The sequence below is a fragment of the Planktothrix mougeotii LEGE 06226 genome, assembly GCF_015207485.1.
GTDB lineage: Bacteria > Cyanobacteriota > Cyanobacteriia > Cyanobacteriales > Microcoleaceae > Planktothrix.
The window spans coordinates 62,553-77,711 of the sequence record NZ_JADEWU010000007.1 but is presented as its reverse complement, the minus strand read 5'-3'; the positions used below and the strand labels follow the sequence as shown (position 1 = coordinate 77,711).

General features: G+C 37.6%; 17 protein-coding genes. 12 read left to right on the top strand and 5 right to left on the bottom strand.

Annotation, left to right across the window (positions count from 1 at the left end; all coding sequences use genetic code 11):
- Positions 1-45: 45 nt before the first annotated feature.
- From IQ236_RS05270 to IQ236_RS05255, 4 genes are all read left to right on the top strand, one after another.
- Positions 46-621, top strand: coding sequence for a slr1658 superfamily regulator (locus IQ236_RS05270; protein ID WP_193868289.1), 576 nt, complete (start codon positions 46-48; stop codon positions 619-621).
- Positions 622-671: 50 nt separating this feature from the next.
- Positions 672-1,025, top strand: a complete 354-nt coding sequence (locus IQ236_RS05265; RefSeq protein ID WP_193868288.1) for a slr1659 superfamily regulator — start codon at positions 672-674, stop codon at positions 1,023-1,025.
- Between the two features lie 79 nt (positions 1,026-1,104).
- Entirely contained in the window at positions 1,105-1,953 is an 849-nt protein-coding gene (locus tag IQ236_RS05260) for a GGDEF domain-containing protein (protein ID WP_193868287.1), read from the top strand.
- Positions 1,954-2,048: 95 nt separating this feature from the next.
- On the top strand, positions 2,049-2,903 hold the full coding sequence (locus tag IQ236_RS05255) for a GGDEF domain-containing protein (RefSeq protein WP_193868286.1): 855 nt from the start codon (positions 2,049-2,051) through the stop codon (positions 2,901-2,903).
- Here IQ236_RS05255 and IQ236_RS05250 read toward each other — a convergent pair.
- Positions 2,890-3,453 carry an NUDIX hydrolase gene (locus IQ236_RS05250; protein WP_193868285.1) on the bottom strand — a complete coding sequence of 188 codons (564 nt, stop codon included), beginning with the start codon at positions 3,451-3,453 and terminating at the stop codon, positions 2,890-2,892. The two genes, IQ236_RS05255 and IQ236_RS05250, sit on opposite strands and share 14 nt — an antisense overlap.
- 118 nt (positions 3,454-3,571) lie before the next feature.
- On the opposite strand from IQ236_RS05250, the gene IQ236_RS05245 reads away from it, so the two are divergent.
- The 6 genes from IQ236_RS05245 to IQ236_RS05220 all read left to right on the top strand — a co-directional run bounded on the left by IQ236_RS05245 (position 3,572) and on the right by IQ236_RS05220 (position 8,864).
- Positions 3,572-4,234, top strand: a complete 663-nt coding sequence (locus tag IQ236_RS05245; protein WP_193868284.1) for a DUF305 domain-containing protein — start codon at positions 3,572-3,574, stop codon at positions 4,232-4,234.
- A gap of 107 nt (positions 4,235-4,341) precedes the next feature.
- Positions 4,342-6,357, top strand: coding sequence for a CHAT domain-containing protein (locus IQ236_RS05240; protein ID WP_193868283.1), 2,016 nt, complete (start codon positions 4,342-4,344; stop codon positions 6,355-6,357).
- A 129-nt stretch (positions 6,358-6,486) separates the two neighbouring features.
- The gene (locus IQ236_RS05235) at positions 6,487-6,882 is read left to right on the top strand and encodes a phosphomannose isomerase type II C-terminal cupin domain (RefSeq protein ID WP_193868282.1); all 396 of its coding nucleotides are present in this window, start codon (positions 6,487-6,489) and stop codon (positions 6,880-6,882) included.
- Positions 6,883-6,953: 71 nt separating this feature from the next.
- Positions 6,954-7,469 (top strand): adenine phosphoribosyltransferase, encoded by a 516-nt coding sequence (locus IQ236_RS05230; protein WP_193868281.1) that lies wholly within the window; start codon positions 6,954-6,956, stop codon positions 7,467-7,469.
- 54 nt (positions 7,470-7,523) lie between these two features.
- Positions 7,524-8,516: an ABC transporter permease gene (locus IQ236_RS05225; protein WP_190516034.1), complete on the top strand. Its 993-nt coding sequence runs from the start codon at positions 7,524-7,526 to the stop codon at positions 8,514-8,516.
- A gap of 57 nt (positions 8,517-8,573) precedes the next feature.
- The gene (locus IQ236_RS05220; protein WP_190516032.1) at positions 8,574-8,864 is read left to right on the top strand and encodes a hypothetical protein; all 291 of its coding nucleotides are present in this window, start codon (positions 8,574-8,576) and stop codon (positions 8,862-8,864) included.
- Between the two features lie 287 nt (positions 8,865-9,151).
- Here the strand turns inward: IQ236_RS05220 and IQ236_RS05215 are convergent, their stop codons facing one another.
- The 3 genes from IQ236_RS05215 to IQ236_RS05205 form a co-directional block, all read right to left on the bottom strand.
- Complete coding sequence (locus tag IQ236_RS05215; RefSeq protein ID WP_193868280.1) at positions 9,152-9,616, bottom strand: DUF29 domain-containing protein; 465 nt, start codon at positions 9,614-9,616, stop codon at positions 9,152-9,154.
- A 34-nt stretch (positions 9,617-9,650) separates the two neighbouring features.
- Positions 9,651-10,892: a DUF790 family protein gene (locus tag IQ236_RS05210; RefSeq protein WP_193868279.1), complete on the bottom strand. Its 1,242-nt coding sequence runs from the start codon at positions 10,890-10,892 to the stop codon at positions 9,651-9,653.
- Positions 10,893-11,004: 112 nt separating this feature from the next.
- A complete protein-coding gene (locus IQ236_RS05205; RefSeq protein WP_193868278.1) occupies positions 11,005-12,567 on the bottom strand; it encodes a DEAD/DEAH box helicase in 1,563 nt (520 codons plus the stop codon).
- Positions 12,568-12,723: 156 nt separating this feature from the next.
- On the opposite strand from IQ236_RS05205, the gene IQ236_RS05200 reads away from it, so the two are divergent.
- Entirely contained in the window at positions 12,724-13,392 is a 669-nt protein-coding gene (locus IQ236_RS05200; protein ID WP_193868277.1) for a class I SAM-dependent methyltransferase, read from the top strand.
- Positions 13,393-13,584: 192 nt separating this feature from the next.
- Positions 13,585-14,304, top strand: a complete 720-nt coding sequence (locus tag IQ236_RS05195; protein WP_193868276.1) for a M15 family metallopeptidase — start codon at positions 13,585-13,587, stop codon at positions 14,302-14,304.
- An 11-nt stretch (positions 14,305-14,315) separates the two neighbouring features.
- Here the strand turns inward: IQ236_RS05195 and IQ236_RS05190 are convergent, their stop codons facing one another.
- The gene (locus tag IQ236_RS05190) at positions 14,316-15,155 is read right to left on the bottom strand and encodes an Rpn family recombination-promoting nuclease/putative transposase (RefSeq protein WP_193868275.1); all 840 of its coding nucleotides are present in this window, start codon (positions 15,153-15,155) and stop codon (positions 14,316-14,318) included.
- Positions 15,156-15,159 lie beyond the last annotated feature (4 nt).

The window sequence follows — 15,159 nt, the reverse complement described above, 5'->3', positions numbered from 1 at the left end:
ATGATTAGCTCAATAGCCTTTTGTTTGTTATCACTTAAAGAATTTATGACCGAGATTTTTGGCGACTTTGTTGAAGTTCCTCCCGTCAGTAACGAATTTCTGATGATTGGTTTCTCTCCCTATTCCATGCCACTCAAACAGCGTTGGCGGAATAATGGATTGTCAGCTAATTTTATGGCTGATTATGTAACAACATTTTTTCCCAAAAGTGAATATGATCAAGCGACTTCATCTCGACAAAATGACATTAAAAGTTCCGTTAGTTTTATTGCAAATGAATTATTAGAAAATGCGATGAAATTTAGCGATGATACCGTCAATCAACCTATTAGTATTCAACTGTATTTAAAAACAGATAGACTAATCTTTGTTGTTGTGAATAGCATTACTCCTGAAGCTGTTAAACCCTTTAAAGAATTTATTGAAAAACTCATAAATTCTGATACTGAAACATTGTACATTCAGCAAATTGAACAAAACTTAGAAAATGATACCCAGTCGGGCTTAGGGTATTTAACCATGATTAATGATTACTTCGCTCGATTGGGATGGAAATTTGAAACCATTCAAACAGAACCTAAAATTGTCAACGTCACAACAATGGTTCAACTTGCCATTTAAACTTGACAATTTCACGTTTAATTTACCCCCAAAATATAAGGATTATAACAATGGTGATGAAAGAATTTAAAACGGAAGATTATCAAGTGAGCTATGAAAGTAGTACCAATACCATCACTTTATCAGGTTCATTGCGTTTGAGTGGTCTTGAAGATACTAATCCTGTGATTAAGTTACTGAATGATATTTTGCTAGAAGAACCCACCTTGATTACCCTGGATCTCCAAGAGTTAGAGTTTTTGAATAGTTCGGGGATTAATATGCTGTCTAAATTTGTTATTAAAGTTCGTCAAAAGAAAGAAATGGGATTAATCATTTTAGCCTCTAATACAATTCCCTGGCAAGGAAAATCCCTAAAAAATTTACAACGATTAATGCCAACTTTGGAACTCAAGATTAAATAATTTCTTTCATTTCCATGACCCATGAAGGCTAAAGGCTAAACTAAAGTATTTATTGATAGACCAGAGGGATACTTTAAAGATGCAGCAAACTACCCCCCACTCAGTCTCTGAACTGTTCTTGGAAATGCAAAAACTCTCTCAAGAGTTAGAAACCTTGAAACGGGAAAAGTTGGATTTAGAAATTTTATTAGAAGCAACAACCGTTCATGCTGATTTAGTAGAATCTCAATTATATGAATCCAACCGACAATTGCACCTGGAAATCCGAGAGCGAAAACTGGCTGAAGCTAAATTAAAAGCATCAGAACGTCAACTTAGAAGCTTACTGGAAACGGTCAACCAAGCCAATCATGATCTGAGAATTATCTTAGAAACAGCAACGGCTCATGGAGATTTTATTGAAGAATATACTCACAATCTTAGCATTCGAGATCCCTTGACTGGTTTGTTTAATCGGCGTTATCAGGAAAAATCCTTAGACCGTCATCTCAAATATGCCCAGGAATATCAGCAAGTCCTCAGTGTTATTATGATTGATATCGATAATTTTAAAAGGTTTAATGATAAATGGGGTCATCAAGTCGGAGATGTGGTTCTACAGGAAATCAGTCAATTTTTGATTGACAATATTCGTCAATCAGATATAGCTTGTCGATATGGAGGGGAAGAATTAATGCTGATTTTACCCAGAACGTCTTTAGAAGAAGCTAAAATTTTAGCAGAAAAACTGCGTTTAGGAGTTGAAAGATTGAGGCTAGAAAAGCATGACCCATTTTGGGAAAATCTGACAATTTCTTTGGGAATTGCGAGTTTTCCCGTCCACGGATTATCGAGTTTGCAAATCACTGAATCGGCTGATGCCGCTTTATATCAAGCAAAAGCCAAAGGACGAAACTGTGCGATTACCGCCACTGAACTCTTGCTATAGTCAACTCATCCAATCTGAATAGGATGAATTTTAAATGTATATTAAATTTAGACAACTTTCCTTATTATTTCATCCTTGATGACTAGCATAAATTAATGGAAAATGATCCTTGTTCTGAAAAACAACTACTGGACTGTATTTACGAACTCCGCCAGAAGATTAAAACCCTGAAGCAGGAAAAAGCTGATCTAGAAATTTTATTAGAAATTACGACGGCTCATGGGGATTTAGTAGAAGCTCAATTACAGAAATCCTATCAACAACTAAAAGCAGAAATTCACGAACGTCATTTAGCGCAAATGAAACTCCAAGCTTCTCAAGAACACCTGCAATCGTTAGTTGGTTTATTACGTCAGGAAAAAAATGATTTAGAGTTAATTTTGGAAACCACGATTGAACATAGTAATCTGGTAGAAGAAAGCTTACATTATGATAGTATTCATGATTCCCTAACAGGATTATTTAATCGCCGATATTTAGACACCGTATTTCCCCAGGTACTCAATTCAGCACAAAAGGTGCAAGAATGTTTAAGTATTTTAATGACAGATATTGATTATTTTAAGAGTTTTAATGATAAGTTTGGTCACAAAGCCGGAGACATTGTTCTGAAATTGGTGAGTAAAACAGTACAAGATGTTCTCCGTATTTCTGATATGGCTTATCGCTATGGCGGTGAAGAATTTGTCTTTATTTTACCGAATACCAATCTTCAAATTGCTCAAATGATTGCTGAGGGAATCCGCCTCAAAATTAAAAACTTACAACAGGAATATTCCTATAATTTTTTAGAAGGAATTACGGTATCTATTGGAATTGCTGGATTTCCTGATCATGGAAACTCCTGTGATCAGTTATTACAACTAGCAGATATCGCTTTATATCAAGCTAAAAAACAGGGACGAGATCGGGTTATTGTAGTTGATACTTCAGATGCTAATTTATTTTAAATTGCTGTTTCCATTCTAATAAAATTCCTCGACATTGAAGACAAACTAAATCCTTGAGTAACGCTTCAATTCCCTGAGTTGTAATCGGGTAAATTGCCCCAATTTGTTCGGGATTGATAGAAATATTCGGTAAAATCTCAGCCATAAATCCATATAATTTTTGGTTAGAAAAAGAACTATTAATTGCCCATCCCTCATGATTTAAAGTGAGAATTTGAGCAATTTCATGAGATTGAATTCCTAACTCTTTTTGGAGAATCAAGGGAACTGCTTCTAAAGGTGTTTGTTCTGAGGAAACTCGTCCTCCTGGAAAATCAAGTGTGGTTTTTCCAACTCCTGGACGATACATAGGTCGAGGCAAAATCAAGGTTTGATTCTGAATCGTTAAAATCACAACAGAATCAGCTTTTTCTACTCGCCAATAGTCTACAATTTTGCCTTGATCATCTTGTAATTGTTCCGCAATTACCGTTACCCAAGGAGAACGAATCTCGGCTAAAAGTTGAATAACTTTCCAAGGAGACGATGAGGGGTGATGATTTTTGATCATTTCATCCTGATTTCATTTTTGAATGTCAAACTAAAACTGAGGAGTTTACCTCTGAGATTAACTCCGCTTTTATTCTAACAGATTCACCTTTCCATTCTGAATTTTTAACCCAAACTTTATGAGATTTAACCCTGACTTGTTATCTTCCCTTCTCGGAATTTCCCTGACCTTAAGTTTAGGTGCTTGTACAACAGTTGAATCCTCTTCTAAACCGATTAATTCTTCAACAGCAACTCCCGTTAGTTCTGAAACAATCCTGAGTCAAAATCATGGCATGAGCATGGATTTAGGCCCAGCCGATGTTGAGTATGATTTACGCTTTATTGATGCTATGATTCCCCATCATCAAGGCGCTATTAACATGGCTCAACAAGTTCTCCAAAAATCGACTCGTCCTGAAGTTAAAAAATTAGCCGAAGACATCATTAAAGCTCAAGAAAAAGAAATTGCTCAGATGCAGGAATGGCGGAAAACGTGGTATCCCCAAGCAAAAGATGCCATTGCTTATCATGGGGCGATGGGTCATAGTATGCCCATGTCTTCGCAAGAAATGGATTCAATGATGATGATGGGTGATTTAGGAGCGGCTGATTCAGGTTTTGATCAACGATTTTTCACCGCGATGATTCCCCATCATCAAGGGGCATTAATCATGGCAAAAGATGCTCAAACCAAATCAAAACGCTCGGAAATTCAACAACTTGCTCAAGCTATTTTAACATCTCAAGAAGCGGAAATTAAGTTAATGCAGCAATGGTTAAATCAAGGGTTGAAGAAATAAATAGGCAATCGGTAAAGAGTTGGTAAAGCCTGATTTTTTAGGCAGAAAATATCCTAAACTATTGATAGGCGTCTGGATTCGCCGGATGTCTAAGGAGTTTAGACGACATGAAAACCCATCGATTCACTGCAAAATTGATCCCCCTTTTGGTTTTAAATGGTCTTATTCGTCCGGCGATGGCTGAAATGCCTGGGGTTTCTGGGGGTGTCATGGCTGTCCCTGGGGAACATCAGGGGCGTGCTGTCCCCCCGAACCAACTCTCGAATCTAAATTCCGCACTATTTTTTCCGGCTATTCCTGTTAATAATTCCCCTGTTTTTAGCCCTAACTCTGTCTCTCCAATGCCGGGGAATTTCATGCAAATTCCTAATCAACCGATGGGTGGAAATAATATTGTTTTACCGCCTAATTCGCCCTCTATGTTTTCAACCAGTCCCCTCTCACCTGCTCCCCATTCAATACCAGGAAATGCAGCACCCCAGCCTACTCCAGGGGGGAATGGTCATTTTGTTCAGTTATCAGGAATGGGACAAATGTTAAATTTAGAAGTTCCGGTGACAGCAACTCTGGGAAATGGGTCGGTGAGTCCTTTGGCTTTACCTGAATTACTAACAGGTTCTCCCTTTAATAGTCCAGCAAATCATGTGAGTGTGAATGCTCAAGGTCAGATGATTTTAAGTAATACTAACCCTTCCTCAATGGGGATAACTTCTGGGCCGTTTTCAAATCATTCTCCGGGGATTTTGCAGTTGGATTCTCGATTAGTTCCTGGAAATGGTGCACCGGGAATGCCTCCGATGATGGGTTTTCCGGGCTTAAAAGACGTTAATGCTCAACAAAAATTAGAGATTCCTATTCGTGAAGTTAATAATTTAATCTTTAGTGCTAATCAAACGCAATTACAGGATAGAAATTGGGGGGGATTTACTGGCTTAGAGGAATTACGTCGGGATGAATTTGCCGAATATTTCGGTCAAGACGTGGTAGGTTTTTCGTTAACAACGGCGGATGCAGCATCGGTTTTAAAACGCATTTATCGAGAAACGGGAACCCATGCGGCGGTGGTTTATGTGATGTTGAGGAAAAATGATTTAGATGTGGTGGTGTTAACGGAAAATGGAAAACCGCAATTGAAACGTGTTGATGTTTCTCATGCCGAATTAATGGCGAAAGTTCAGGAGTTTAGAGCCGGAATTACAAATCCACGAGATCGAAATTCGGAGAATTATTTATCAGCTTCTCAACAACTTTATCGCTGGTTAATTGCTCCGATTAAATCTCAATTAAAAGCAGGTAATATTGAAACCTTATTATTAAGTTTAGATGCCGGGTTACGCAGTTTACCGATGGCGGCACTCCACGACGGTCAGCATTTTTTAGTCGAAAATTATAGTTTGAGTTTAATTCCCAGTTTGAGTTTATTAGATACTCGTTATCGTTCTCTGGAAAATACGCAAGTTTTAGCCATGGGAGCGAGTCAGTTTGTGGATTTACAACCCTTACCTGCGGTGGAAACTGAGTTAAATTTAATTACTCAACGGATGTGGTCGGGTCATGTGTTTATGAATCAAGCGTTTACGATTAATAATTTAATTCGTCAACGGCGAGATTATCCCTATCAAATTATTCATTTAGCGACCCATAGTGAATTTAACCCCGGACATCCTGATAATTCTTTTATACAATTGTGGGATAAGGAACGATTGGGTTTAAATCAGTTAAGACAGTTAGGATGGAATAAACCCGCAGTGGAGTTATTAGTTTTGTCGTCTTGTCGTACTGCTTTAGGGGATGAACACGCAGAACTCGGATTTGCGGGGTTAGCCGTTCAAGCGGGTGTAAAATCAGCTTTAGCGAGTTTATGGTATGTTAGTGATGAGGGAACGTTGGGGTTAATGACTGAGTTTTATCGTCAATTACAGGGGTCTAAAATTAAAGCGGAGGCATTAAGAAAAGCTCAAATTAAACTTTTAAAAGGCGAGGTAAAATTAGAAAAAGGTTATTTACAACTCGATGAGAAACAAACAATTCTCCTGCCGCCAGAACTGGGAAATTTACCGCCTCAAACTTTGACTCATCCTTATTATTGGTCAGCGTTTACTTTAATTGGCAGTCCTTGGTAAATATTTTGACCAGATTCTTGAATTTGAACAATAATTGTTGAATTCGGATTCATGAATCGGTAAGATGAAGAGGGATTTTAACCCCAAAATTAGGTGATAAAATTGGTATTCTCTGATACTGACAAGAATATGAGCAAAGATAAAACCGCACAAACCCCTATTTCCGAAGAAAGTACAACTCGGACACCGCCTTGGGGTCAGGTGAGTTTACTTGAAGAAGGCGATCGCTACCGAATTAATCGCATTGTCGTCAATCCAGGTTATCATATCAGTACCCAAATGCACTATCATCGCAGTGAACACTGGATTGTAGTAGCAGGAACCGCTAAAGTCGTTTGTGGGGGCGAGGAAACTTTACTGCTTCCAAAGCAGTCCACCTATGTCCCCATGAATACCCCCCACCGCGTAGAAAATCCTGGGGTGATTCCTTTGGTGATGATTGAAGTACAGAATGGCGAATATTTGGGGGACGATGATATTATTCGTTTTCCTGATGAAGACAGCAAACACAAAGGGAAAAAATAACTCGACAGAGGGCACAGAATGAGAGACAATTTCCCTGAGTCTATTCTATTTTCTCGTTGATTACAATACTCATGGATTTAAAGTCTCTCATTCGGGAAATTCCCGATTTTCCTAAACCTGGAATTTTATTCCGAGATATTACGACTTTGTTACAAGACCCCCAAGGACTGCGGTATACCATTGATTGTTTAACGGAAAAATGTCGTCCTTTGTCTCCTGACTATATTCTCGGAATGGAGTCGAGGGGATTTTTATTTGGAATGCCTTTAGCTTATCAATTAGAAGTCGGGTTTATTCCTATCCGTAAACCTAAAAAATTACCCGCCGCCGTCTATCGGGCTGAATATGAATTAGAATATGGCACGGATTGTTTAGAAATGCACCAAGATGCAATTTCATCAGGACATCGGGTGTTAATTGTAGATGATTTAATTGCCACAGGTGGGACAGCAAAAGCAACGGCTGAATTAGTTCAACAAGCGGGGGCTACCGTTGCCGGATTTTGTTTTGTTGTGGAACTCACGGGTTTAAAGGGTCGAGAACAATTGCCCGATGTTCCGGTGATTAGTTTGTTACAATACGATTAATAATTCCAGGTTTTCCGTGACGTTATTTGCAGGTTATAAAAGGGGAAAATCCAGATGATGAGTGAAACATTGGTCTATATTGGCAAACGATTATTACAAGCTATTTTAACGCTATTTTTAGCCTCGGCTTTATGTTTTACCATTACTCAACTTGCCCCTGGAGATTATTTAGATAACCTCTCGAATAATCCCCAAATTTCACCGGAAACCTTAGACCAATTGCGACAACAATTTCGCCTTGATAAATCGGCTTGGGAACAATATTGGTATTGGTTAGGGCAAATTGTTGGTTACGGCAATTTTGGCTATAGTTTTGCCAATCAACGGTCTGTTACTTCTTTGCTTTTAGAACGAGTTCCGGCTACGTTATTATTAGCCATTTTATCCTTAATTATCACTTGGGCGATTGGAATTCCGTTAGGCATTGTTGGGGCGGTTCATCAAAACCGTTTCATTGACCGATTTTTACAAGTGATTAGTTACGCCGGACAAGGCTTTCCCAGTTTCATCACAGCTTTATTATTATTGTTTTTAGCTCAAAAAACCTCCCCCTTATTTCCCGTTGGTGGAATGACCAGTATTAATTTCCCGGATTTATCTCCTTTGGGAAAAATTGCTGATATTGCTTGGCATAGTATTTTACCCACCTTAGCGTTAAGTATTACCAGTTTTGCTGGGTTACAACGGTTAATGCGGGGGCAGCTTTTAGATGTTTTACGTCAAGATTATATTCAAACTGCTAGGGCGAAAGGACTCCCGGAAAATCGCGTTATTTATATTCATGCCCTCCGCAATGCGGTTAACCCTTTAATTACGTTATTAGGCTTTGAATTTGCCAGTTTATTAGGAGGAGCTTTTATTGCGGAAACCTTTTTTAATTGGCCGGGATTAGGTAAATTAATCTTGCAAGCAGTACAACAACAGGATTTATATTTAGTTATGGCGAGTTTAATGATGGGGGCGGTGATGTTAATTATTGGTAATTTATTAGCAGATTTACTTTTAAAAGCCGTTGACCCTCGAATAAAATTAGAAGATTTACGTTAAAATCTGAGGGTTTTCCATCGTTTCATTTTGTTTTAAAACGCTGAGGATTGTGTTAAAATGTTTTCAGAAGTTTATTATATTCTTAGAGCGAGATCTGATGGCCGTTATGTCACCGCCCGTCCTAACCCGGATAGGCCATCAAGTTATTTATTATTATTTTCAGAACAATTTGATGCCTTGGGTTATTTAAACAAACACGCGGGGGATTTGAAAGATAGGTTTGCGGTAGAATCAATTACAGGTTCGCAAATTAAACCGATTTTACAGCGCTGGGGTTTTGCGGGAATTGGTATGATTAAAGATCCCCTCTTACCCCATATTGAATTTATCCAAGTTCAACAAAATTAACAGCTTAATGAAACAAAGTTAAGTTATGGAGTTTGATAGCGATCACTATTTTCTCTTGGGTCAATTAGAACAGGAGCAAAATATTAGTGAGGGTTTTTATCCCCAGAAAACCTATATCTGCACTGATGGTAATTGTTTCCCCCTCGCTTGATACACTGTTTTCTAAAAGAAGATGACTCCATACTGTGTGACTACTCTTACCCGGTCGATAGGTAAATCCGGCTTTCAGTAAAATGGCTTTAAGTTCACGAATTTTCTGGGACACAAATCTCCTCATTAGAGAAAAGTTATATCGGAAACCAATTTTCATCTAAAATTTGTTCTAAAGATCCAATTGAAATTACTGGAAAAGTCTCTAACGGAAGTTGAGAACGAGCGCTCGCTTCTTTCCGGGCATCTTCATAACATTCATCAAAGATTTCTAAAATATAAGGTTTTAGACTAGGACTGGTTTTAAGTTGCTTGTTAATTTGTCTCCTAAATGCCATAATTTCCCCTTTCCAATGTCCTTGATTTCGCTCTCGTTCCTCTTGCCAAAATTGCAATTTTAGGAGATGCTCAAATAGCTTAACTAATAAATTTTCAATTTTGTGTTTTTCGCTTCTCCCCATTGTCTCTAATTCTTCCAGTAAATTCTCTAAATCAACCTGTGAAAACTGATTAGCACGGAGTTGGTTAATCGTTGTTTTCAACCAGAGATAATAGTCTTGGTCGTATAACGTTTCAGTCGGACGAGGAGATTGAGCCAACATAAACATAAAAACCTAAACCTAGCCTTAATTATAGCTAATTTTTGTTAAAATTGTCAAGCTGATTTTCTAAAATTTCTAATACCGCCTTGGGAGATAACTTATCCTTAAACCATACCACAGGAACCGGGAGACGATTAATATTAATTCCAGCATTTTCTAAATTCAACCGTTCAGAAATCGCTAAAATTAAAGTATCACATCCAGAACGTTGAACTTGATAAAACTTCTTCTGTAAATATTCCGGTCGCCAATAGCCAATAATCTCTAATAAAAACACCCGTCCATCAGGATGAACTAACCGAAAATCAGGAATCATTACACTCCCCGGAAGCGGAATTAAATCAACTTCACGTTCTAATTTCCATTCCGTTTTTAACTTATTCCAACGTTCAGCAAAGGATTGTTCAATCATACTATCATAGGGTTTACCCGGTGGATAATGACTGACCAAACCGCAATCAGAATTTAAACTAAAATAACCCGTTCTCACCACACGAGTATAGGGGTCACGTTGTTGTAATTTCGCCTTTAAACTCCATTTTGTGACATGAAGTAAAGCCGGAATCATTTTAGCTAAAGATAAACCATAGCGGGTACTGGCTTTAAATAAACTCGTCGGCCCATCAATCGTTAAGGTAAATCCTTGATCGGCATCTCCTTCAATATACGTCATTAATTGAAATAATTTTAAATATCGAAATAATAGTTTATATTCCCCTGGGTCATTGCGATAGGCGTTAATAATAATTTGGCTGGCTTGATAGAAAATACCCTGAACTTGAGATAAATTATACCGATGTAATAATGCTTCTGGAGTGGGAGAATCTAATTGGGTTAAAATTCGATTTTCCTGTAAATCTGCGTAAAGACCCGATAGAATTTGATGCGGTAAAACCTCTCGATTTAAGTCTTGGCTAAGTTGAGTCGCTAACTGTTCTAAGGTGTGTTCTGTCGCCGCCGAACTGGGTACAGTTTTCGCCGCTAATGCAAATACTTTTTGTCGTAATTCTACAGGTTCTAAGGGACTAACAACCTCAAAGGTACAAAAACTACTTCTTAATAAATGAGCTAATCCTCGTTTCAACCGATAGTCAGGACTATCCCCTTCAAATTCCTGTAATTTCTTATTCAGTTCTCCTTGGGTTTGATTCACAGATTCTTCAAAACATTGAATCACATCCGTTGCTAGATTGATATGTTTTGTATCAATATTTAAACGCAGGGGAATAACCGTTTCTCCCTGTTGTTTATAACTTAAAAGTTCAGAAGGTAGCATGAGAAATTAAGGTTCCTAAATTCACAAGATGGTTGTAAGAAAATATATTTTTAAATCCTATCATAGAGTAGCCATACAAACACAGTGATTAACCAAAGCTGATGCAGAAAACCTAGAGATTAAAGTCTTTTGCTTCTTCCTGTTCCCTATTATATTCAGACTCTTCTGAAGAATTCCATTGTTCAGAAGATTCAGCAACTCGTTTGCTTTGAGAATTGGGGCGACTATATAAAGGAGTGGGTTGAAAAATATCTAATTGTTGATAACCAGAATTCGAGGCTTTTTTCGGGGGTTGGGGTTTAGATTTCGTTTCTCCTTTGCGACGTTGGGCGGTACGTTCTTCGCTGGTATCTTCCGTAACCACTTCATACAAAATCGCCTGTTTATTGGGGGTATTTCCCTTGCGTAAAACCCGTCCTAACCGTTGAATATATTCCCGTTCTGATCCGGTTCCTGATAAAATAATTGCAATTTTAGCATCGGGAACATCAACCCCTTCATTTAAAACATGGGATGCAACCAGGGTTTTATATTCTCCTTCTCGGAATTTAGTTAAAATTTCATGGCGTTCTTTAATGGGGGTTTGATGGGTAATAGCTGGAATTAAAAAGGCTTGAGAAATTCGGTAAACCGTAGAATTATCGGCTGTAAAAATTAAGGTTTTTTCAGGATAATGTTGAGCGAGTAAATCTCCTAATATTCTTAATTTCCCATGGGTACATAATGAAATCTCTTTCGCTTGTCGGTGGGCTAACATTGCCCGTCTTCCTAAAGGCGATCGCGCACTTAACATCACAAATTGTTTCCACCCCTCTAAACTCGATAATTTAATATTATTGTCTTTAATAAATTCATTTCTAATTTTCATTTGTTCTTGATAAATTTCTCGTTCTTTAGGAGAAAGTTTAACTAGAATTTGGACAACTTTATGACTAGCTAATGCTCCTCCGGCTAACTGTTCCGGTGTTTTTCGATAAACGGTAGACCCAATTAAGATTGATAAATCACTATGCCTACCATCAGAACGCTCCGGGGTTGCTGTTAGTCCTAACCGATAAGGAGCGAGGGAATATTCAGCAATGACGCGATAGAAATCCGTCGGTAAGTGATGACATTCATCAAAAATCAATAACCCATATTTATCGCCTAACGTTTCACAATGAATCGTTGCACTATCATAAGTTGCCACTAAAATTGGCGTTCTATCTTTCGATCCTCCCCCTAATAATCCGATTTCAATATCAGGAAAGGCTGCCAATAAATGGGCATACCATTGGTGCATTAAATCCAATGTGGGAACCACAATTAAAGTGCTATATCCCGTCACTTGCATGACTAATTGAGCTAAATAAGTTTTCCCAGAAGCAGTGGGTAAAACGACAACCCCTTGACTTCCCACCGCTTGCCAAGCTTCTAAAGCTTCCTGTTGATGAACATAGGGAGGCATTTCAAAACTAGGGGTTAATTCTAAAGAGTTAAAATTCTGAGCTTGATCAATAAAATTAACTTGATTTTTGCGTAATGTTTCTACTAAGCTACGATAATAATATGCTGGAATTCTAAATTTTTCCACCCGATCATCCCAGGTGGCAAAATCAATCCAACTTTTTCCCTGTGGAGGTGGATGTAATAATAATGTACCCCGATCAAAGGTTAATATAGGTGTACGAGGCATGAGTTTCTATCGTATGTTTCAGATCGATTCTGAATCTTGTTTTTTGACTAATAAATCAATATTAGAATCATTATAGCCATTTAATTGAAAATAGGATACAATTCTTAATATTCAGATTGCCAGATCAAATTGAACTCACGCTTAATCAATCCCATTATGTTACTGCAACGTCATCAACGGATTAAATTAGACGAGACAGACGACTCTCTATTTTACTCTTTTCCTCGTTTTGTTACCCACGTCGATGAAGCCTTTATTGATCAGTTAACCACCCTCTATCGAAACCGTTTAAAACCCCAAACACGCATTTTAGATTTAATGAGTAGTTGGGTGTCTCATCTTCCCAATGATATTGAATTTGCTCATGTTGAAGGACATGGAATGAACGAAGAAGAATTAGCTAAAAATTCTCAACTCGATCATTATTTTATTCAAGACTTAAATCAAAATCCTAAACTTCCCCTATCAGATCAAGAGTTTGATGCGGTTTTAATCTGTGTCTCAATTCAATATTTACAATATCCTGAAGCCATTGTCTCAGAGATTCATCGAATTTTAAAACCCGGTGGAATTTCCATTATTAGCTTTTCTAATCGAATGTTTTATCAAAAAGCGATCGCAGCTTGGCGAGAAGAAACAGAAGCCCATCGTATTGAATTAGTAAAAGGATATTTTAATTCAGTTCAAATCAATCATTTACCCGGTTTTAGTTCCCCAGAAGTTATTTCTAACCAATCTAAAACCCCTCTATTTATGCAAATGTTAGGAATGGGAGGAAGCGATCCCTTTTATGCGGTCATTGCATCCCGAAACTCTAAACCGTAGTGAGTCCTTCAGGACTCTAAACCGTAGTGAGTCCTTCAGGACTCTAAGCCGTAGTGAGTCCTTCAGGACTCTAAACCGTAGTGAGTCCTTCAGGACTCTAAGCCGTAGTGAGTCCTTCAGGACTCTAAACCGTAGTGAGTCCTTCAGGACTCTAAGCCCTGAAGGGCTTACTACTTAAAATTAACCAATATTATGAAACCTTATCAACAAATTACCATTCAAGACTGCGGTGAACCTCTCGTTAAGATTCCCTTAGAAAAATTTGTCGTAGAAACTCCCCATGGGTATCAAAAATTAGGTGCGCCTTATCATCTTTCGGCGGTAGATTCTCCCTATTATTTAAGACAAAGTGTTTTAGAGCGTTTACTAACCGCACAATTGCTCTTACAAGACAATTATCCTAACTGGAAAATTCTCATTTTTGATGCCTATCGTCCCGTAGAAGTGCAACAATTTATGGTAGATTATTCTTTTAATCAGTTATTAAAAGAACGGGGATTAAATCAACACTCTCTTTCCGCAGAACAACACCAATCTATCTTAACAGAAGTTGATCAATTTTGGGCATCTCCCAGTTTAGATCCCGCTACACCGCCCCCCCATAGTACAGGTGCAGCACTGGATATTACGTTAGTAAATGAAACCGGAAAATGGCTGAATATGGGGTCAGAAATTGATGAAATTTCTCCTCGATCTTACCCCAACTATTTTGAAAACAGTTCAGACCCAACGGAACAAAACTATCATCAAAATCGTCAAATTTTATCCAAAGTGATGAAAACCGCAGGATTTCAACAACATCCCAATGAATGGTGGCATTTTTCCTGGGGAGATCAATTATGGGCTTGGTTAACGAATCAACAACAAAATAAGACCCCTATTATTGCCAAATATGGTCGATATCTGTGTTGAGAGTTGAGAGTTTAAGAACGAAAATAACGCAAATTTTGAATTTCTTCTAAACTCAATCCTGTTGTTCGACTGATGGTTTGATCATCTAAAATATTTAAAAGTTGACGAGCAATTTCTATTGCTTTTTCACGTTTTGCTTCATTTTGAGCTAAAGTAATTGCATTTTTTTGATCCTGTAAAAACAGTTCTCGTTTTTCAACTTCATCCAATTCTTCACGGGTTAAATTGGTTTGATTAGCAATTTGAAACGCCCGTTGAATCTGAGGAACACTTTCCAACGTTTTAGGAACAGATTCTAATAATCGAGCCTTTTGCATAAAATAAATCCATTTATCCGTTAAGGTTTCTAATTCTTCTAAGGATTTCTGAAATTTAGGTAATTCCACAAACACTAATTCTAAGTCATTTTCAGAATAATTGAAGTTTTGAGTTTTTTCTTTAAAGACAAACCGAGAAATGAGTTTATCAGTATTTTCAAACTCAATAAAATCGGTAATCGTTAAAGCAATAACAGGTTTTAAAAATCGATAGCCTTGTCCAGCATCTAATTGCAGCGAGTAGGTTTTTGCTGCATTATATAAAACTCGTTTGGTAAAGGCTTCTACATTTAAAACCTGCATCTCAATAATTACAATTTCACCTGTATTGAGTTGAGCTTTAACATCTAAATAAGTGTCCTTTAAACCCGTAATTTTGGGAGAAAGATAAGGATCAAAAATTTCTAAATCCTGAATGATAAGCTCAGAATTGTAAACCAAAGCATTCAGGAAACTAATTAAAATATCCTTACTTTCTGATGAACCAAAAATTTTTTTAAAGGCAAAATCAGTTTTAGGGTTAATAAAACGCATAACT